General features: G+C 73.0%; 17 protein-coding genes and 1 pseudogene. 8 read left to right on the top strand and 10 right to left on the bottom strand.

The window, feature by feature from the left end; genetic code table 11:
• Positions 1-24: 24 nt before the first annotated feature.
• Positions 25-1,260 (bottom strand): NAD(P)/FAD-dependent oxidoreductase, encoded by a 1,236-nt coding sequence (locus tag MUY22_RS30070; protein ID WP_247050128.1) that lies wholly within the window; start codon positions 1,258-1,260, stop codon positions 25-27.
• Between the two features lie 149 nt (positions 1,261-1,409).
• Between MUY22_RS30070 and MUY22_RS30065 the strand changes: the two genes are divergently transcribed.
• A complete protein-coding gene (locus MUY22_RS30065) occupies positions 1,410-2,168 on the top strand; it encodes an SDR family oxidoreductase (protein ID WP_247050126.1) in 759 nt (252 codons plus the stop codon).
• Here MUY22_RS30065 and MUY22_RS30060 read toward each other — a convergent pair.
• Positions 2,146-2,859 (bottom strand): VOC family protein, encoded by a 714-nt coding sequence (locus MUY22_RS30060; protein WP_247050124.1) that lies wholly within the window; start codon positions 2,857-2,859, stop codon positions 2,146-2,148. The genes MUY22_RS30065 and MUY22_RS30060 overlap by 23 nt on opposite strands.
• Positions 2,860-3,018: 159 nt before the next feature.
• Here MUY22_RS30060 and MUY22_RS30055 point away from each other — a divergent pair, with 159 nt between their 5' ends.
• Positions 3,019-3,795, top strand: a complete 777-nt coding sequence (locus MUY22_RS30055) for an oxidoreductase (RefSeq protein WP_247050122.1) — start codon at positions 3,019-3,021, stop codon at positions 3,793-3,795.
• A gap of 28 nt (positions 3,796-3,823) precedes the next feature.
• Here the strand turns inward: MUY22_RS30055 and MUY22_RS30050 are convergent, their stop codons facing one another.
• On the bottom strand, positions 3,824-4,714 hold the full coding sequence (locus MUY22_RS30050; RefSeq protein ID WP_247050120.1) for a LysR family transcriptional regulator: 891 nt from the start codon (positions 4,712-4,714) through the stop codon (positions 3,824-3,826).
• Complete coding sequence (locus MUY22_RS30045; protein ID WP_247050118.1) at positions 4,711-5,325, bottom strand: TetR/AcrR family transcriptional regulator; 615 nt, start codon at positions 5,323-5,325, stop codon at positions 4,711-4,713. The genes MUY22_RS30050 and MUY22_RS30045 overlap by 4 nt, the downstream gene beginning before the upstream one ends.
• 89 nt (positions 5,326-5,414) lie before the next feature.
• On the opposite strand from MUY22_RS30045, the gene MUY22_RS30040 reads away from it, so the two are divergent.
• The 4 genes from MUY22_RS30040 (at position 5,415) to MUY22_RS30025 (ending at position 9,264) form a co-directional block, all read left to right on the top strand.
• Positions 5,415-6,152: an SDR family NAD(P)-dependent oxidoreductase gene (locus tag MUY22_RS30040; RefSeq protein WP_247050116.1), complete on the top strand. Its 738-nt coding sequence runs from the start codon at positions 5,415-5,417 to the stop codon at positions 6,150-6,152.
• On the top strand, positions 6,149-7,021 hold the full coding sequence (locus tag MUY22_RS30035; RefSeq protein WP_247050115.1) for an alpha/beta fold hydrolase: 873 nt from the start codon (positions 6,149-6,151) through the stop codon (positions 7,019-7,021). The genes MUY22_RS30040 and MUY22_RS30035 overlap by 4 nt, the downstream gene beginning before the upstream one ends.
• Positions 7,018-7,953, top strand: coding sequence for an NAD-dependent epimerase/dehydratase family protein (locus tag MUY22_RS30030; RefSeq protein WP_247050113.1), 936 nt, complete (start codon positions 7,018-7,020; stop codon positions 7,951-7,953). The genes MUY22_RS30035 and MUY22_RS30030 overlap by 4 nt, the downstream gene beginning before the upstream one ends.
• 111 nt (positions 7,954-8,064) lie before the next feature.
• The gene (locus MUY22_RS30025; protein ID WP_247050110.1) at positions 8,065-9,264 is read left to right on the top strand and encodes an MFS transporter; all 1,200 of its coding nucleotides are present in this window, start codon (positions 8,065-8,067) and stop codon (positions 9,262-9,264) included.
• A gap of 371 nt (positions 9,265-9,635) precedes the next feature.
• Here the strand turns inward: MUY22_RS30025 and MUY22_RS30020 are convergent, their stop codons facing one another.
• From MUY22_RS30020 to MUY22_RS30000, 6 genes and pseudogenes are all read right to left on the bottom strand, one after another.
• Positions 9,636-12,467 (bottom strand): LuxR family transcriptional regulator, encoded by a 2,832-nt coding sequence (locus tag MUY22_RS30020; protein WP_247050108.1) that lies wholly within the window; start codon positions 12,465-12,467, stop codon positions 9,636-9,638.
• A 646-nt stretch (positions 12,468-13,113) separates the two neighbouring features.
• The gene (locus MUY22_RS30015) at positions 13,114-13,677 is read right to left on the bottom strand and encodes a YbhB/YbcL family Raf kinase inhibitor-like protein (protein ID WP_247050107.1); all 564 of its coding nucleotides are present in this window, start codon (positions 13,675-13,677) and stop codon (positions 13,114-13,116) included.
• On the bottom strand, positions 13,674-14,201 hold the full coding sequence (locus MUY22_RS49795) for an isochorismatase family protein (RefSeq protein WP_371827697.1): 528 nt from the start codon (positions 14,199-14,201) through the stop codon (positions 13,674-13,676). Before MUY22_RS49795 ends, MUY22_RS30015 begins: the two co-directional genes overlap by 4 nt.
• Before the next feature lie 72 nt (positions 14,202-14,273).
• Positions 14,274-15,926, bottom strand: a pseudogene (locus tag MUY22_RS30010) (MFS transporter); the annotation flags it as partial.
• Between the two features lie 28 nt (positions 15,927-15,954).
• On the bottom strand, positions 15,955-16,395 hold the full coding sequence (locus MUY22_RS30005; RefSeq protein WP_247050104.1) for a MarR family winged helix-turn-helix transcriptional regulator: 441 nt from the start codon (positions 16,393-16,395) through the stop codon (positions 15,955-15,957).
• An 80-nt stretch (positions 16,396-16,475) separates the two neighbouring features.
• Entirely contained in the window at positions 16,476-17,015 is a 540-nt protein-coding gene (locus MUY22_RS30000; RefSeq protein WP_247050102.1) for a helix-turn-helix domain-containing protein, read from the bottom strand.
• 77 nt (positions 17,016-17,092) lie between these two features.
• Here MUY22_RS30000 and MUY22_RS29995 point away from each other — a divergent pair, with 77 nt between their 5' ends.
• Both MUY22_RS29995 and MUY22_RS29990 read left to right on the top strand, forming a co-directional pair.
• Complete coding sequence (locus MUY22_RS29995; protein ID WP_247050100.1) at positions 17,093-17,980, top strand: S9 family peptidase; 888 nt, start codon at positions 17,093-17,095, stop codon at positions 17,978-17,980.
• 60 nt (positions 17,981-18,040) lie between these two features.
• Positions 18,041-18,853, top strand: a complete 813-nt coding sequence (locus MUY22_RS29990) for a CPBP family intramembrane glutamic endopeptidase (protein WP_247050098.1) — start codon at positions 18,041-18,043, stop codon at positions 18,851-18,853.
• The last annotated feature ends 68 nt before the right edge of the window (positions 18,854-18,921 follow it).

The raw sequence follows: 18,921 nt of genomic DNA, 5'->3' as shown, positions 1-18,921 counted from the left end.
CAGAGGCCTGGCACCGCCTGTTCGTCAGCCGGTCAAGTCGGCCAGCAGCGCCGCCGCCGCGCGTTGCCCGGACACCAGCGCTCCCTGCACCGACGGCGTGTCGCGGTGGTCGCCGCAGACGTACCGGCCGGGGGCGAGCCGCACCGGACGTCGCAGCGGCGCACCGGGCCCGAACACCGGCAACGCCCGAGGCAGCGCGTAGGCGGCCAGCAGGTCCCAGCCGCCGGTCCCGGTGCCGTAGATCCGGGCCAGTCTGCGCCTGACCTGCGGCTCCAAGCCGGGGTCGGCGCGATCGGGCACCGACGCGGAGATCAGCGCCGAGCCGCCCGGGGCGTACCCCGGGGCGACCTCGCTGAGCACCGCGGTGTTGAGCAGCAGCTCGTCGAGCCCGTCGACCAGCAGCGTCGGCGACCGCAACGGCGTCGTCGCGGCGCGGTAGTAGAACGTCGTCACCGCGTGCCAGGCGGGCGCCTCGACGCCGGGCAGGAGCCGGGCGGCGGTGTCGCCGTCGGTCGCCACGATCACGGCCCTCGCGGGCAGGTGCTCGCCGTCGCCCGTGCGGACGCCGTCGGCGGTGATCTCGGCGACCTCGACGCCGGTGCGGACCGTGCCGGGCGGCAGGCCGCCGGCCAGCTGACGCGGCAGGGCCTGCATGCCCTCGGCCGGCAGTACCCCGCCGCCACGCAGGAAACTGCGCCACAGCAGGTGGAACATCCGCGCGGACGTCCCCAACGACGGGTCGAGGAACACCCCCGCGAGGAACGGCCGCAGCACCTGCTCGACCGTGGCCGCGCTCAAGCCCCAGCGCCGCAGCTCCTCGGCGGTGCTTCGGCCGGTGTCGGCCCGGACGGTCGCGTCCGGCGCCAGCAGGTCCCGGGCGGCCAGGGCCGCCATCCGCGCGGCGTCACCGGGGTGGCCGACGGCGAACGCGGCGGCCCCGCCCACCGCGGGCAGCCCGTGCCACGGACCCGCCAGCCACCGGCGGCCCGTTTCGGTCACGGCGATCGTGCCGCGGGTGAACGGCTTGGGCCGCAACGCTTTCACGTCGACCAGCCGCCGCACCGCGGGGTACGCGGGCAGCAGGACCTGGAACCCGCGGTCGAGCCGGAACCCGTCGACCACGTCGGTGCGGACCCGGCCGCCGACGTCGTCGCCCGCCTCCAGCACGGTGGTCCCGATCCCGGCCCGGTGCAGCCGCGCGGCGGCGCTCAGCCCCGCCAGCCCACCCCCAACGACGATCACACCCGATTCTCCGGCCACGTGCGCTCCCTCCGTCACGGGTGCGGGGTTCCCGGCCCGGCCGAGTCCAACCGCGCCGGTCGCGAACCTCACCCACGCGAGGCGGGGATCGCCGGTCCCCCGATGTCCGCTCTCTGCCACCGCGCGGGCGGGTGCGCGATGCTCGAAGCATGGACATCACCGGAAACACCCTCTTCATCCCCGGCGCCACCAGCGGTATCGGGCTGGCGCTCGCGCTCGCCCTCCGGGAGCGGGGCAACACCGTGATCGTCGGCGGCCGGCGCACCGACCGGCTGGAGAAGATCGCCGCCGAGCACCCCGGCATCGGCACCGTGCGGATCGACACCACCGACGCCGCGAGCATCCAGGCCGCCGCGAAGGACGTGCTCGCCCGCTACCCCGAGCTGAACGTGCTCGTCACCATGGCCGGCGTGATGCGCGTCGAGGACTGGCACCGGCCGGAGTCGTTCCTGGAGTCGGCCGAAGAGGTCGTGACGACCAACGTGCTCGGCCCGATCCGGCTGATCGCCGCGTTCGTCGAGCACCTGCGGAGCCGGCCGGACGCCACCATCGTGACCGTCTCGTCCGGACTGGCCTTCACCCCGCTCAAGGTGACCCCGAGCTACAACGCGTCCAAGGCGGCGATCCACATGCTCAGCGAGTCCCTGCGGCTGCAGCTGGCCGACACCACCGTGGACGTGCTGGAGCTCGTGCCGCCGTCGGTGCGGACGGACTTGCTGCCGGGCCAGGCCGAGAGCGACCACGCCATGCCGCTCGACGAGTTCGTCACCGAGGTCATGACGCTCCTGGAGACCCGGCCGGAGGCGAAGGAGATCCAGGTCGAGCGCGTCAAGTTCCTCCGCTACGGCGAAGCCCGCGGCGACTACGACCAGGTCGTCGCGGCGCTCAACCAGGCCGATCCCCACTGAGCACGCGGAACTCGGTGCCGTCCGGATCCGCCAGCACGACGGTGCCGTCGTCGCGGACGCCGAGCCGCGCGGCGCCGAGGGAGATCAGCTCGTCGACCGCCGCTCGCTGGTCGCCGTCCGCCGGGAGCAGCTCGAAGCGCTGCCGGTTCGGCTCCACGGGCGTGCCGTCCCAGGTGTCCCACGCGAGTTTCGTGCCGCCGCGCGGTGACTGGATCGCGGTCTGCTCGCCCTGGTCCCACACCAGGGGCCAGCCCAGCGCCTCGCTCCAGAACCGCCCGGCCTGCCGGGTACCGGCACAGGTGAGCTCACCGAGCGGGCCGCACCCGGCGAGGTAGTCGTTGCCGGGCTCGATCACGCAGAACTCGTAACCGGCCGGGTCACCCAGGACGACGTGCCGCTCCTCGGGTCGCTGCCCGACGTCGACGTGACGGCCACCGAGCCCGATCGCCGTGTCCACCGTGTACCGCTGGTCGTCGAGGTCGGCGCTGGTCAGGTGCAGGTGCATCCGGTTCGCGCCGAGCCGGCCGGCGCGGCCCGGGACGAACCGCAGGCCGAGCTGGGCGTCCCCACCCGGGAGCAGCACACCGCCGCCGTCCTCGACGACCTCCCGGCCGAGCAGCCCGGCCCAGAACCGGGCCGGTTCAGCCGGGTCGTCCGCCTCGAAGGCCACCGCCAGCAGTCGTGAACGCATCACCGGAACGTAGACACCGCCCCTGGGAGAGGGCAAGGCGATATCGAACCGGCCGCCATAGGACTTCCCTATGGCGGCCGCTGACATTTCGTCTTTGCTTCCCCTGCTTTTCCGGACCTACCGTGGCCAAGACGAACACGGAAAGAAAGGACCGGTGGCATGACCACGATCGGAAACGGATCGGGAGCGCGGGAACTCGCGGGAAAACGAGCACTGGTCACGGGTGGCACTCGCGGCATCGGCGCGGCCGTCGTGCGGCAGTTCCTGGACGCGGGCGCCGAGGTGCTCACGACCGCCCGCTCGGCGACGAGCACGGCGCCGGAGGGAGCCGCCTTCGTGGCGGCCGACGTGCGGACACGGGCCGGTGCGGAAGCACTCGCCGCGGCCGCGGAGGAGGTGCTCGGCGGGGTGGACGTCCTGGTCCACAACGCGGGCGGAGCGCGACCGCACGCGGACTCGTCGGCCATCACCGACGAGGAGTGGCAGGACGCGCTGGACCTGAACTACCTGGCTTCGGTCCGGCTGGATGCGTTGCTGCTGCCGGGAATGCGGGACCGGCGCGCGGGGACGATCGTGCACGTCTCCTCGGCCGCGGTGCTCACCCCGGTCGGGCCGTTCCTGCACTACACGGCGGCGAAGGCGGCGCTGGAGAACTACAGCCGGGGCCTGGCACTGGAACTGGCCCCGCTCGGCATCCGCGTCAACACCGTTTCCCCGGGCCGCACCGCCACTCCCGGCGGTGAAGCGACGCGGGAGCAGTGGGCGAGCCTGAGCGTGGCGCCGGCCGAGACCAACGCCGGCGACACCACACCGCTGGGGCGCGACGGCCGGCCCGAAGACATCGCCGAGGCGGTGCTGTTCCTCGCGTCCGACCGGGCGAGCTGGCTGACCGGCCGGAACCTCATCGTCGATGGCGGGGAATTCCCGATGGGCTGACGCCGTCCCGGGGAATTGTTCCCGGCCGTCAGGACACCGGCGCAGAAGAATGCGACCAGGTTTCCCGGCGCAGCAGTTCGAGCAACGCCGTTTCCGCCGGTCCCGGGCCTTTCCGGAGAACGGCGACGACGGGCTGGGTCACGGCCGGGAAGACCGGGCGGACGAGGTGCGCGTGGCCCTCGGGCACCGCCGAGGCCGGGACGAGCGTCACGCCCAGCCCGGCGGCGGCCCAGCGCACGGCCGTCGCCGTCTGGGACACCCGGGCGACCGCGCTCGGCGTCAAGTCGTTGTCCCGCAACACGTTCAGCAGCACGGCGTCGAGCGCGCCGTCCCGGTCGAAGCGCACCCACGGCTCCCCCGCCAGCCCGCTCAGCTCGACCCGGTCCGCGGCGAGCCGCGGGTGCCCGGCGCCCAGCACCACGACGAACTCCTCGTCGCCGAGGTGGTGGGCGTCGTCGGGGGTCTGCTCGCAGGCCGCCATCAGGGCGAGGTCCAGCACGCCCCGGCGGCCCAGCCGGTCCAGCTCGGCGGAGCTCGGCTCCTCGAAGACGGTGACCTCCAGCCGCGGGAAGCGGCGGCGCAACGCGCCCAGCGCGCCCGGCAGCTGCCAGGTGCCGAAACCCAGCTGCACCGCGACCGTCAGCTCGCCGACCAGCTCGTCGGCCCCGGCCCGGGCCGTCGCCCGCGCCCGCCGCGACGCGTTCACCGCGACCTGGGCCTCCCGCAGGAACGCGCGGCCGACCACCGTGGGCACCAGGCCGGACGGCGTGCGGGCGAACAACTGCACGCCGAGCTCCCGCTCCAAGCCGCGGATCTGCTGCGACACCGAAGGCTGGGCGACGCGCAGCCGTTCCGCCGCCGCCGTCACCGAACCCTCGTCGGCCACGGCCAGGGCGTACTCGTACTGCCGGAGGCTCACCGGGCGCTCGTGGCGAACGAGTGGATGTAGGCCAGCGCGGCGTTCATCGACGCTTCGAGCGGGCGCACGTGGAGCATGGTCTGCGAGAGCAGGACCCCGCCCTGCAGGGCGGCGAGCAGCGAGAACGCGAGCTCGTCGAGGTCGGCGTCGGCCCGCAGCTCGCCGCGGTCGCGCATCGCGCGCAGGCCCTCCAGCAGGAGGTCCTTCCAGCGGAGGAAGCCGTCGGCCAGGTCGGTCCGGGACTCCTCGTCGCTGACGCTCAGCTCGCCGGCCAGGGCGCCGAGGTTGCAGTCGCTGCGGCAGCCGTTCTCGCGCTGCCGCTCGATCCCGGCGTCGGCCCAGGCGCGCAGCGCCTCGAAGCTGTCGAGCGCCGAGATCCGCGGCAGGCCCGAGTCCGCCTGCCGGGTGATGACGGCCCGGATCAGCGCCTGCTTGCCGTCGAAGTAGTGGTAGAGCTGCGAACCGCTCACGCCGGCCGCCGCCCGCACGTCCTCGATCCCGGTGCCGGCCACGCCGTGGCGGGCGATGAGCTCGGTCGCGGCTTCGATGATGCGGTCCCTGGTGGCGCGGCCCTTCGGGGTCAGGCGACGCGGTTTCGGCGCTTCGGTCACGGCGTCAGCCTACCGCAAGATTGGGTTGCGCAATCCAGAAACCGTCCCTACTGTTCTGGACAGAACAACCCAGAAAGTGAGGCCTACCCATGTCCCCCACCCGCACCGCCCTCGTGACCGGCGCCACCGCCGGCATCGGCCGGGCCGTCGCGCTCGACCTCGCCGCCCACGGCATCGACGTGATCGCCCACGGCCGCGACCCCGAACGCGGCGCCCAGCTCGTCAAGGAGATCACCGCGGAAGGCGGCACCGCGCGCTTCGTCGGCGCGGACCTGACCGACCCCGGCGAGGTCGTCGCGCTCGCCGCGGCCGCCGGCGACGTGGACATCCTGGTCAACAACGCCGGCAGCTACGCGTTCACGAGCACACCGGACACGACCGCGGACAGCTTCGACCGGCAGTTCGCCCTCAACACCCGCGCGCCGTTCCTGCTGGTCGGCGCGCTCGCGCCGGCCATGGCCGAGCGAGGTCACGGCACGATCGTCAACATCACCTCGACCGCGGCGACCTCGCCGGCGCCGATCGGCGGCGCCTACGGCGCGTCCAAGGCGGCCGTCGAACTGCTGACGCGCTCGTGGGCCACGGAGTTCGGCGGCCGCGGCGTCCGGGTCAACGGCGTCTCCCCCGGCCCGGTCCGCACCGCGGGCACCACCGCCATGCTCGGCGACAACGTCGACGTCCTGGGCCGGGCCAACCTCCGCGAGCGCATCGGCGAACCCGAGGAGATCGCCCGGGTGGTCCGGTTCCTCGTGGACGCCGACAGCAGCTACATCAACGGCACCGTCGTCGTCGCCAACGGCGGCGAGCCGAGCGGGCTGCCCGCATGAGCACCTACGAATGGCTGCCCGAGGGCTTCGACGTCCGCACCGCCGACACGAACGGCGTCCGGCTCTCGGCCGCGGTGGGCGGCCACGGTCCGCTGCTGGTGCTGCTGCACGGCTGGCCCCAGACCGGCCGCGCCTGGGCCCGGGTGCTGCCCGCCCTCGCCGAGGACCACACGGTGGTCGTCCCCGACCTGCGCGGCACCGGGGCCAGCGAGCGGCCCGCCGGCGGCTACACCAAGGTCAACCAGGCCGACGACGTGCGCGGCCTGCTCGCCGCACTCGGCCTGACCGGGCCCGCGGTGGTCGTCGGGCACGACATCGGCAGCATGGTCGCCTTCGCCTGGGCGCTGCACCGGCCCGCGGACGTCGCCGCCGTCGTGCTGCTCGACGCCTTCCTTCCGGGGGTCGACCTCGAGGAGTCGATGAACGTCGTCACCGGGGGCTCGTGGCACTTCGGGTTCTTCATGGCGCCGGTGTTCCCCGAAATGCTCCTGGACGGCCACGAGCGGGAGTTCGTCGAGGCGACCTTCACCGCCCGGAGCACGCCGTCGACGTTCACCAGTGAGGAACTCGACTTCTACGCGTGCTCCTACCGCGGCCGGGACCGGCTGCGCGGCGGTTTCGGGCACTACCGGACCCTGCTCGACGACGGCGTGCAGAACCGGGGCGTCCTCGCCGAACGCGGGGTGAGCGTGCCGGTCCTGTCCATCGGCGGCCGGGACTCGGTGGGCGGCCAGACCACGGAAGCCCTGCGCCCGTACGTCAAGGACCTCACCGGCTTCATCGCCCCGACCGGCCATTTCGTCGCCGAAGAGGCCCCGGAGTGGTTCGTGCGCACCCTGCGCGAGTACCTCGCGGGGGCCCGGCCGTGAAGGTCCTCGTCATCGGCGCGACGGGCTTCGTCGGCGGCGGCGTCGCGCGTCACCTCGCCGGAGCGGGCCACGACGTCACCGGCCTGGCCCGCTCCGGCGAAGCGGCCGGACGCCTGACGCGCCAAGGCATCACGCCGTTGCGCGGCGACGTCGACGGCGGCCTCGCCGAGGTCGTCGCGGCCGCCTCGGCGTCCGGCGCGGTCGTCTTCGCCGCCCAGCTCGACGCGGAGGCCGAAGAGCGCGTCGTCGCGCACCTGCTCGACGCGCTCGCCGGCTCCGGGAAGACGTTCCTGTTCACCTCCGGCAGCGGGGTCCTCCTCCAGCGCACCGGCGGTGCCTGGAGCGAAGACGTCTTCGCCGAGGACGACCCGTTCACGGTCGAACCGCTGGCCGCGCGGCGACTGGCGGTCGAGGAGCTGGTGCGGGCCGCGGCCGGCCGGGACGTGCGCGCGATCGTCGTGCGGCCCGGCATGGTCTGGGGTCCGGGCGACCACGGCCACGTGCCGCTGATCCGCCGGTCGGCCGAGGAGACCGGTGCCGCGTGCTACGTCGGCGAAGGCCTCAACACCTACTCCCACGTGCACCTCGACGACGTCGCCCGGCTCTTCGGGCTCGCGCTGGCCCGGGGCACCGCCGGCGCGCTCTACCACGCGGTCGCGGGCGAGACCCCGACCCGGTGGATCGCCGAAGCCGTGGCCCGGGAGCGGGGGTGCGCCACGCGCAGCCTCACCCCGGCGGAGGCCACGACCGTCTGGGGTGCTTTCGACGCGCTGATCCTCGCCGCGTCGAGCCGGTGCCGCGCCCCGCGCAGCCGCCGGGAGCTGGGGTGGGCACCCCGGCACACCGACCTGCTGGGCGCGGTCGGCGCACCCCCGTCCGGCCGTGCCGATGCACGCCCGTTCGCGGGCCTCCGGGACACCGCACTCCCTTGAGCTGCAACGGAACTTCATAGATCCGTCAGGTGACGGATGTCTGTTGTGGTCCGATCGCGAAGCATTGCTTCACGGGGCTCCACGCTCCGGCCTCGATACCGAGGAGGAGCGATGTCCCGTGCTACCCCTGTTTCGACCGTCGTGATCTTCATCTTGGCCCTCAATCTGCGCCCGGCCGTGACGAGCCTGGGCGCGGCCCTGCCGGACATCTCGGTCGCCGGGAGCCTGGTCGCCGCCGTGCTCGTCGCGCTGCCCCTGTGGGCGATCGGCCTCGGCGGCTGGGCGTCGCCCTGGCTGTGCGCCCGGATCGGGACGCACCGGATCGTCACCGTGTCCCTCCTCGGGCTGGCGGCGTCGCTGTTCGCACGGGTCCTCGGCGGCCCGGTGCCGCTGCTGGCCGGGACGGCGCTGGCGTGCCTGGCCATCGCCGCGCTCGGCACCGTGCTGCCGATGCTGGCGAAGGGGTCGGCCGCGTTCACCCTCGGGCTCGGGCTGGGCAGCACGGCGGGGGCGCTGATCACGCCCCTGGCGGTGCTGTCGTCGTCGTGGCGGGTCGGCCTGGGCGTGTGGGCGCTCACGGCCCTGCTGGCCCAGCGGGTGTGGCGGCGCACACACGTCGAGTTCCTGGCGCCGAAGGTCGCGACCGGACCGGTGCGGGCCCGCGCCCTGACCCTCCACTTCGGACTCATCTCGACGGTCACCTTCCTGGTCATGGGCTGGCTCCCGGGAATCCTGCGCAGCGCGGGTGTGCCGCCGGCGAGTGCCGGCGCGTACCTCGCGCTGTCGATGGCCATGGGGCTGCCCATGATGTGGCTGGTGCCCGGCTGGACGCGCCGGTGGCGCAACCAGACCCTGCTCGTGGTCGTGCTGGCCGTACCCAACGTCGTCGGCGTGGCCGGCCTGCTGATCGCACCGGCGGCGGCGCCCTGGCTGTGGGCCGCGGCCACCGGCGCGGGCATGGGCTCGCTCGCGTTCGTCCTGACGACGATCTCGTTGCGCAGCAAGGACAGTTCCCTGGCGCTGTCCGCGGTGGTCCAGGGCGTGGGGTACGTCATCGCCGGCTTCGGCGTGCTGGCCTGCGGCTGGCTGCACACGCACACCGGCGGCTGGCAGGTTCCGCTGGTGCTGGTGCTGGTGATCCTGCTCGGCCAGGTGGCCAGCGGGCACATCACGGTGTCCCAGCGGGTTCCGGCGGAACCGGAACCCGAACCGGCGCCCAAGCCGGAACCGGCTCCGGAGCCGGCACCGACGCCGGCTCCGCACGTCCTGCTCCCGGTGCACCAGCAGGACGCGCCCGAGGCCGCGGCCTGATGTCCCGGGCACGCCCTTGGTCGGGGCGTGCCCGGAGTTCACCCGTTTCAGCGATGGCGCTCGCTCATCAGTTCGATAGCGTGGAGGGCGTGACGACAACCAAGTACGTTCCCGCGAATCGGCCGAGCACCCTCGGCCCGTTCGTGACGACCGTGCGCGGGTGGTTCCGGCGTTTCCGCCGCGCCGCGTCAGCCCGAAGCGGACCGGTGCCGGGCCGCTTCCCGCGCGATGTCGATACGCGAGTGGACATCGAGCTTGGTCAGGCGGAGGGCGTGACGACAACCACGCGCATTCCCATGGATCGGCCGAGCACCCTCGGCCCGTTCGTGGCGACCGTTCGCGGGTGGTTCAGGCGCTTCCGCCGCGCCGCGTCAGCCCGAAGCGGACCGGTGCCGGGCCGCTTCCCGCGCGATGTCGATACGCGAGTGGACATCGAGCTTGGTCAGGATGTGCGACACGTGCGTGCCGACCGTGCGCGGGGACAGGTACAGGCGGGCCGCGATCTGCGGGTTCGACAGTCCTTCGACGACGAGCGCGGCGATCTTGCCTTCGGTCGGGGTCAGGCTGTCCCAGCCGTGGGTGATCTGGCGGTGCTTCACCGTCGGGCCGCGCCGGATGCCGAACGCGCGGAACCGCGCACGCAGCCTGGCCACGTCCCAGTGCGCGCCCAGCTCGGCGTAGAGGTCGAGGGCGTAGGTGAAGGCGGCCCGCGCCGAGCCGCGGTCGTCGGACCGGGTTTCGGCGAAGGCGATCGCGGCGGCTTCCAGGGCCTTGGCCCGCGAGAGCGGGCGGCCCGCGTCGCGGTAGCCGTCGGCGGCCTGCAGCAGCGTCGCCGCGTCCAGCTCGAGCAGGCCGTGGCAGTACGAGGCCAGCGCGAGGCGGTGCGGCACGGTGGAACCGGCGGCGATCTTGCGGACCCGGGCGTCGATCTCCACCGCGGTCCGCGTGTCGCCGGTCGCCGCGGCCAGCCGGGCGGCGTCGGCGAGCAGGTCCTCGCCCTCGTCTTCACCGGCCAGCGCGTCGGTGAGCGCGGCGAGCGCCCGCTCGGGCAAGCCGTCGTGCTCGAAGGCGAGGCTGCGGGCCCGGGCCAGGGACTCCACGACCCGGCCGCCGATGCGTTCCGAATACGGCGACGCGACGTCGAGGTGCTTGCGGGCCGCGGGGCCGTCGCCGCGGTGGAAGTGGATGATCGCGGCGACCCCGTGGTCGCAGCACGCCACGCTCGGGTCTTTGAGGTCGTCGGGGACGACATCCACCTCGGCCAGCGCGTCGTCCCAGCGGCCGGTGCCCAGCAGCAGCTGCCCGAGCGCGCTCTGGGCCTGGGTCAGCCGCACGACACTGCCGGTGCGGTCGGCCAGCTCGCGGGCTCGCGTGGCGGCGGCGAGCGCGTCGGTGTAGCGGTCGAGCGCCCCGAAGGTGACCGACTGGTTGATGCGCAGCAGCAGGCCGAGGTCGATCAGCGCGGGATCGCCCTGTGCCTTGGCCATCGCGCGCTCGAACAGCGGCAGCGCCGCGGTCCACTCGCCGCGCATCATCGCCACCAGGCTCAGCACGTGCAGCGCCCACCCGGTGGCCCAGCGGTCCTCGACCTGCCCGGCCTCCTCCAGCGCCTCGGTGGCCACCCGGCTCGCGGTGACGACCTGACCGAGGTCGCGGTGCGTGCGCGCGATGAGCACGAGCAACCGGGCCCGGTGCCGGGGTTGCAGGCCCGGCCGGGCGACCGCGTCGTTCAGCGCCGCAAGGGACTCGGCGGAGCGGCCGGTCATCCCGCGGCACTGGGTGACCGTCGTGTGCAGGTCGACGAGCAGGTCGGGGTCGTCGAGGTGCTCCAAGGCGCGGCACGCGATCCGCTCGGCTTGGCCGAAGTTGCCCAGCCGGTAGTGCGCGTCGGCCAGCCGGCAGGTCAGCGCGGCGGTCACGGCGTCGCCGGGCCGCGCGTCCCGCACCGCGCGGCGCAGGAGCGCGACGGCCACCGCGGGCGCCTGGCCGATCAACGGCGCGGCCACCTCCAGCAGCCACTGCACGGCCCAGGCCGGCACCGGCACCCGGCTGTCGGTGGTCGACACCATCGGCAGCAGGTGCAGCGCGACCCGCTCGACCGGTGCGCCCGCCTCGGCCAGGGACCGCGCGGCACCCTGGTGCCAGGCGACCCGGACCGACGTCGGCATCTCGTCGTACAGGGCCTTGCGGATCAACGGGTGCCGGAACGCCAGATCGTCGCCGGCCGCCACCAGCACCCCGGCGGTCCGGGCCTCGTCGAGGGCGGGCAGCAGACCGGGAAGCGGGGAGCCCGTCACGGTCACGAGGTCCCCGACCGAGAAGCCGACCCCGAGCAACGCCGCCGCCCGCAGCACCGCCCGCGTCGGCTCCGGCAGGAAGCCCAGCCGGTCCGCGATCGCCTCCGGCAGGGAGTCCGGGGTGTCCCCCTCGGCGAGCTGGGCGACACCCGCGTCGTCGACGTCCAGGCACGAGCCCCTGGTCAGGGCGTCGAGCAGTTCGGTGAGGTACAACGGGTTCCCGGCGGCGTCGTCGGCCAGCCGCTCCAGCTCGGCCCCCGGTCTGCCGCCGGCCAGCGCGGTCACCAGCTCGATCACCGCCGGTTCGGCCAGCCGGCCCAGTCGTAACCGCTCGGCCGGGCCGACGATCCGGTACAGCGAGCGCAGGTCGTCGCGGCGCGGGACCGGGCGCAGCACGCCGATCAGCAGCAGCGGAAGCTGCCGCACCGAGCGGGCGAGCCGGCCCCACACGGCCACCGTCGTGCGGTCGGCCCACTGCAGGTCGTCGACGACCAGCACCACCGGTCCGTCCTGGCAGAGCTCGTCCACCAGCGCGAGCAGCTGCTCGGCGGCCGCGGCGGCGAGGTCGGCGCCCTTGCCCGCGACCGCGCTCCCGTGCAGCAGCCCGGAGATGGCGCCACGGCGGGAATCCTTCGCGGACGGCGTGATGTGCAACGCGTCCAGCAGCGGCAGCAGCGGCAGCGCCTGCCCCAGCTCGTCGCCGGCGCCCCAGTAGACCTGGCAGCCCATCCCGGTGGCGGCACCGCCACCGGCGCGGACCAGCGCGGACTTGCCGATGCCCGGTTCGCCGTCCACGAGCACGGCGCGACCACGGCCCGCGACCACCTCACGCACCCAGCCGACCAGCCGGGAGACCTCGTCGTCCCGGCCGATCAGGAGCTCGGCACCCTCCGTGAGCGGTCGCACAGGGGAGATAATAGGAGGGAAACTGTTACCCAACAAGATGTACACTGTGGTTGCCGGAACGTCGGCCGGGGTTGCCGAACCCTCCTCACGGGATAATAACAATTCGGCAATTGATCGGCTTTCCGGTTGAGCTCCACTCCGCCACTTGTCGTTGGGGGGTCATTAACCGCCCGTTGACCACCGGTTGCCCCGGCTCTGCGATGGTCCATCGAGGCCCGAACAGATCAGTCACGTACAATTGACCACCGGAGGAATCGATGCGGGTTCACCGAGCGGTCGCCGTCGGCGCCGCAGTTGCCCTGAACGTTTTAGCCCTGGCCGTCCTGGGTACTTCCCCCACGGCTGCTGCCCGTGACGAGAACGTGACATCGGCCCTCGTGATCACGGCCGTTCCGGACGAAATGGGGTACAACCGCGTTTCGACCGACGAAATGGGTTACAACTAGGTCTCCCCGGCCTCCCCGGCCACAGAATGGGTTACAACTCGGTCTCTCCGACCCGACGGCCGCAGCCGGATCAATTCCCGGCTGCGGCCGTTCCGTGTCTGCGGAGCGGCCCGTTCGATGATTTCGATGAATCGCCCCGGACTTCCCGTATCGTTTGCCGCGTCCGCGCCGGGTTGCCGATTAATCCGCGGGCAACCGGGTCAGCGTTCGAAAACGCCGGTCAGCCGGCCGCGGGCGAGAACGGGGCCGGTGATCACGGGCAGCAACGTGCGGGGCCGCGCCCGCTCCGGTGACGGTGAGTCGGGAACCGGCGCGGACAACGCGAAGAGCTGGAAGACGTAGTGGTGCGGCCCGTGCCCCTTGACCGGCGCGGGACCGTGGTAGCCCCGGCCGATGGTGGATCGCAGCACCCGAACCCCGGGACCAGGCTCTTTCGCCGCCAGGGCACCGGTTTCCAGCGGTCCGGCCGACGGATCGGCCAGCGCGACGCAGTGCACGGCGGGCTTGCCCAGCGGGACGTCGACGTCTTCGACGACCACGAGGAGCTGGGCGGTGCCGGGCGGAAGCGTCGTCCAGGCCAGCTGGGGAGAGCGGTCCGCGCCGCCGACGTGCTTGGCGCACTGCTCCAGCGGCAGCGGGCCGCCGTCGTCGAAGTCCCGGCTGGTGAGTGTCAACTGGTCGGGCCCCTGGAGGTTGGGCAGGTTCCAGGCCAGGTGGGCGTCTCCGGCCCGGCGGTCGCGCAGGAGCCGGCCGAGCAGCGTCATCGGGTCGCCTCGACCATGCCGATGACCTCGGCGGTGGTGGCGGTTTCGCCGAGCTTGGGGAAGACGCGGTCGACGCTGTGCCGGTGGGCGACGGCGTCGGGGTCGGTCATCGCGTCGGTGGCCAGGACGACGTGGTAGCCGTGGTCGGCGCCCGAGCGCGCGGTCGACTCGACGCCGGAGCTGGTCGAGATGCCGGCGAGGACGATCTGGGTGACGCCCAGGTCCCGCAGGAGCGTGTCGAGCCCGGTGTCGTGGAACGCGCTGCGCCGCCGTTTGGTGATCAGGTGGTCGGTCGGCCGGACGTCGAGGTCGTCGACGAGGTCGGCCCAGCCGGCCGGCGGCGGGGCGGTGCTCGCGGCCCGGCCGGCGTCGGTGCGTCCCGGCGCGCGGCCGGTGACGTTGACCAGGACCACGGGCAGCTCGTGCCGCCGGAACTCGGCGGCCAGGTAGGCCGCCTGCTTGACGGCCGCGGTGACGGCGGGGTCGCGGTGGGCGTCGACGATCCCCTGTTGCAGGTCGATCACGACCAGCGCGGACCGCGAGTCGATGGTGGTCAGTGGCACGGTGGTTTTCTCCTGTGAGGGTCGGCTGGTGGCGCCGCGCAGCAGGGACGCGATCGCGGCGAGGAAGGCGAGGGCGGCACCGAAGGCGAACACGATGACCAGCCCCGAGTGGAAGGGCCCGGAGATCAGGTCCGGGAAGAACTCGCGTCCGGTCAGGGTTTCTCGCTGGTCAGCGGTCAGGCCGGCCAGGGTGCCGCTGGGTTCGAGCAGGTGCTGGATCGGGTTGACGCCCAGCTGGGCGGCGAACAGCGACGACACCGGCGGCAAGGCGCCGATCTGGCCCGCGACACCGGCCGGGACGCCCTGCTGCTGCAGGCCGGCGGTGAGCGTGTGCGGGAGGTCGCTCGCCAGTCCGGCGATCATCAGCGAGAAGAACACGCCGATGGAGACGGCGGTGCCGGAGTTCTGGAAGGTGGCGCGCATGCCCGAGGCCACGCCGCGCAGGTCCGCGGGCACGCTGCCCATGATCGACGACGAGTTGGGCGAGGCGAACATGCCGCTGGCGATCCCGTTGACCGCGATCAGCAGTGCGAACACCCCGTAGCCGAAGTCGATCGGCAGGAGCATCAGGCCCAGGAAGCTGGCCCCGAACAGCGCCGCGCCGCCGGTGGCCAGGCCCCGCGAGCCGAGCCGGTCGGACAGGTAACCGGAGACCGGTCCGGCCGCGAGGAACCCGGCCGTCAGCGGCAGCATGAAGATGCCGGCCCACAACGGGGTGCTCTCGTAGTCGTAACCGTGCCGGGGCAGCCAGATCCCCTGCAGCCAGATGATCAGCACGAACTGCATGCCGCCGCGGCAGATCGAGATGGCCAGGCCCGCCAGGTTGCCGAAGGTGAAGGCGCGCAAGCGGAAGAGGCTCAGCTGGATCATCGGGGCCTTGACGCGGTTCTCGATGACGACGAAGGCGGCCAGCAGCACCAGTCCCCCGGCGATCAGGACCTGGACGAGCGGGTTGCTCCAGCCCATGGTGTGGCCGCCGTGGGGCTGCAGCCCGAGGGTGATCGCGATCAGGACCGCGCTCAGGCCGACCGCGAAGGTGACGTTGCCCCACCAGTCGATCCGGCCGCCGCCGCGCTTCCCGGTCTCGCGCAGGGTGCGGTAGGCCCACACCGTGAAGAACACGCCGATGGGCACGTTCACCCAGAACACCGCGCGCCAGTCCCACGCCGCGAGCAGGCCGCCGGCAACCAGGCCGAGGAACATCCCGCCCAGGCCGGCCACCTGGTTGATGCCGAGGGCGAACCCGCGCTGCTCCTCCGGGAAGGCGTCGGTCAGGATCGCGGCCGAGTTCGCGGTCAGCATCGACCCGCCGACGGCCTGCAACACCCGCCAGGCGATCAGCCACGTGGCACCGCCGCCGCCGTCGAAAGGGTCGAAGGACAACAGGATCGAGGCGAAGGTGAAGACCGCGAAGCCGGCGTTGTAGATCCGGACCCGGCCGTACATGTCGCCCAGGCGGCCGACGGTGACCACGAGGACGGCCTGGACCAGCCGGTAGCCCATGATCATCCACAGCAGGTAGGCGATGTTGCCCGGGGCCAGCGGATCCAGGTGCACGCCCGTGAAGATCGAGGGCAGGGCGATCAGCACGATGGAACTGTCCAACGCGGACATGAAGACGGCGGCGGTCGTGTTGGTCAGCGCCGTCCACTTGTACCGGTCGCCGGCCGCGCGCGTCTCGGTCATCGGCGTGCTCCCTCGTGGTTTCGCGGTGTCAGAGGTGCTGGGCCAGCCGGTCCAGCAATGGCGCGGTCGCCGCGAGCCGCGCCAGCTCCGCCGGCGTGAACTCGCCACCGGTCAGGGCCCGCGCGATGAGCTCGGCGCGCGCGTTCCGCTTGTCCCGCAAGGCCTGCCGCCCCGCGTCGGTGACCAGCAGCACCACGCGCCGGCCGTCGTCCGGGTCCGGCCGGCGTTCGACGAGACCGCGCTCCCGCAACGCGCCGAGCGTCGCCCCCATCGCCTGCGCGGTGATCTGCGCTTCCCGGGCGAGCGCCGAGGAAGTCGTGGGACCCGAGCGGTCCAGAAGCGCCAGCGCGGAGCGCTCGGGCATCGTGAGGCCGCCCTCGGCGGGCACCTGCCGCACCCGTCGCACCAGCACGCTGACACTCGCCAGCAGGACGGCGGCAACCTCGCCGGGATCCGGATCAACGGTCATGTACTAAGGCTACCTTATCAACCTACCTTAGTAAATTCCGGGCGCTCTCACGTCGGCCTTGGCGAGGTGCGCGGCCGGTCCTACCCGGCGCTCGCCCGGGGTTCGTCCGGGACCACGACCAGGCTGACGACGCGCCGGACGCGGCCCTCGCGGACGTTCTCGAACCGCGAGACGACCGCCTTCTCGATCTCCTCGACCATGACGGCGAACTCTTCTTCCGTCAGCCACACCGCCGCCTGCCGGTAGACGACGCCGTCCGCGTGCGGGTCGGCGTCCGGGTGGGCCAGGTAGCGGTCGAAGTCCCCCAGCAGCGATGCCGCGAACGTCGTGTACGACCGCAGGTGGTCCTCCTTCGACATCGCCGCGCGCGCCTCGGGGTCGACCACCGCCTCCTCCTTGCGCACCCGGTAGCTGCGCTCGATCGTGCCGCGCACCCGCCGCTCCTGGGCCACCTCCAGCACCCCGGCCTCGGCCAGCACCGCGATCTGCCGGTACATCGTGGCCGGCGCCACGTCGGGGATGCGCTCGCGCAGCTGCGCGGTGGTCAGCGGATCGGCGTCGAACAGCGCTTGCAGGATGCGCATCCGGACGGGGTGCAGGAGGAGATCGGCGGTCGCCATGGACCAATGTTCTCACATGCGATACTGTTCTCACAGTCGAGAACATTTGCACGATCGAGAATGATGGGGGACGACTCATGCGGGACGTCGACACGACGGTCACCGCGGACGACGGACTGCCGCTGGCCGGCACCCTGACGCTGCCCGCGGGCGCCGGCCCGCACCCGGCCGTCCTGCTGCTGCACGGATCCGGACGGCTGGACCGGGACGCCGGCACCCGCCGGCTCCGCACGGGGGCCGGGCCCGCGCTGGCCGAAGCCCTTGCGCGCCAAGGGATCGCCTCGCTGCGTTACGACCGGCGCGGCGTCGGCGCCACCCCCGGCGACTGGCTCGCGACCGGGTTCGCCGACAACCGGCGCGACGCGGCCGCCGCCGTGCGCGCCCTGGCCGCCCGGCCGGACGTCCGGGCCGACGCCGTCGGCGTGGTCGGGCACAGCGAAGGCGCCCTCCACGCCATGGCCCTCGGCGCGCACGCCGACGTCGCCGCGGTGGTGCTGCTGGCCGGGTTCGCCCGTCTCGGCGAGGACGCCCTGCGGTGGCAGGCCGGGATGATCGTCCGCGACCTCCCCGCGTTCGTGCGACCGGCGCTGCGGGCCTTCGCCCGGCGACAGCTGACCCGGATCAAGACCACGGACGCCACCCGGGTCGCCGGGTTCCCGGTCAACGCCCGGTGGATGCGCGAACTGCTCGCCCACGACCCGCGCCCGGACCTCGCGGACATCCGGGTGCCCGTCCTGGCGATCACCGGCGGGAAGGACGTCCAGGTCGACGCCGCGGACCTGGCCGAGATCCGCCGGCTGGTGCCCGGCGAGGCCGAGGTCCACCGGATCCCCGACCTCACCCACCTGTTGCGCCGCGACGCCGGCCGCGCGTCGGTGCGGTCCTATCGCCGGCAGCTGCGCCGTCCCGTCGACGCCGACCTGCTCGCCCAGGTGTCCGGCTGGCTCGCAAACCGACTCGAGTAACTCTGAAAACGAATTGTTCCCGGGCTCGATGCTGTCCATTTTCGAACGAAAGGCACAAGCGTGACCACCATTTCCCCGGTTCGACGGAAAAGCGGGCTGACCCTTTTCTGGACCGTCACGTTCACGACGAGCTGGGCGTTCTGGCTCGTCGCGATCCTGCTCGGCGGACCGCCGACCAGCTCCCCCACCGTCGTGCCCTACCTGCTCGGCGGCTTCGGCCCGGTGTTCGGCGCGATCGCCGTCCGGGTGCGGCGCGCCCGCCGCGGTGAACCCGCCCCGGCGCACGCGGTCGGCTCCCGGCCGGGCGTGCGGTGGTTCTGGATACTTCCCTTGCTGGTACTGGCATCCGCGACCGTGGTGGCCGCCGTGCTGCTCGCCGACGTCCTCGGCGGTCCCCCGCTGAGCCTGACGGCGGGACAGCACCTGGTCACGACCGCCGGCGGACCCGTGGCCTTCGTGATCAGCATGCTGATCGGCGGTCCGCTGGCCGAGGAGCCCGGCTGGCGCGGCACGGCTTATCCGCGCCTGCGCGCGTCGATGACGCGCCTTCAGACCGGTTTGCTGCTGGGTGTCATCTGGGCCGTTTGGCACCTGCCGTTGTTCTTCATCACCGGCACGATCCAGGCCTCTTTCGGCCTGTTCAGCTTGAGCGGACTGCTGTTCATTCTCAGTGTCGTCCCGATGGGGCTGCTGACCGTTTTCGCCTACGAACGCGGTGGTGTTCCGGCGTCGATCGCGGTCCATTTCGGTGTCAACACGACCGTCGCGTTGCTGACCGTCAACGCGCCACCGGCGCAGGCGATCGTCCTGGTGGTGCAAGCCGTCGTCGCGCTCGTGTTGCTCGGCCGCGGTCCCCGCCCGGCGCGGGCCTGACGCGGCCGGAGCCGGCCGGCGGTCGCCGTCGAGGCGACCGCCGGCCTCTTGTCACCGGGCCGGGGTTC

Origin of the sequence: Amycolatopsis sp. WQ 127309 (genome assembly GCF_023023025.1) — a bacterium.
GTDB lineage: Bacteria > Actinomycetota > Actinomycetes > Mycobacteriales > Pseudonocardiaceae > Amycolatopsis.
Note: the sequence above shows the minus strand (reverse complement) of the source record. Positions and strands in the feature narration are given on the sequence as shown.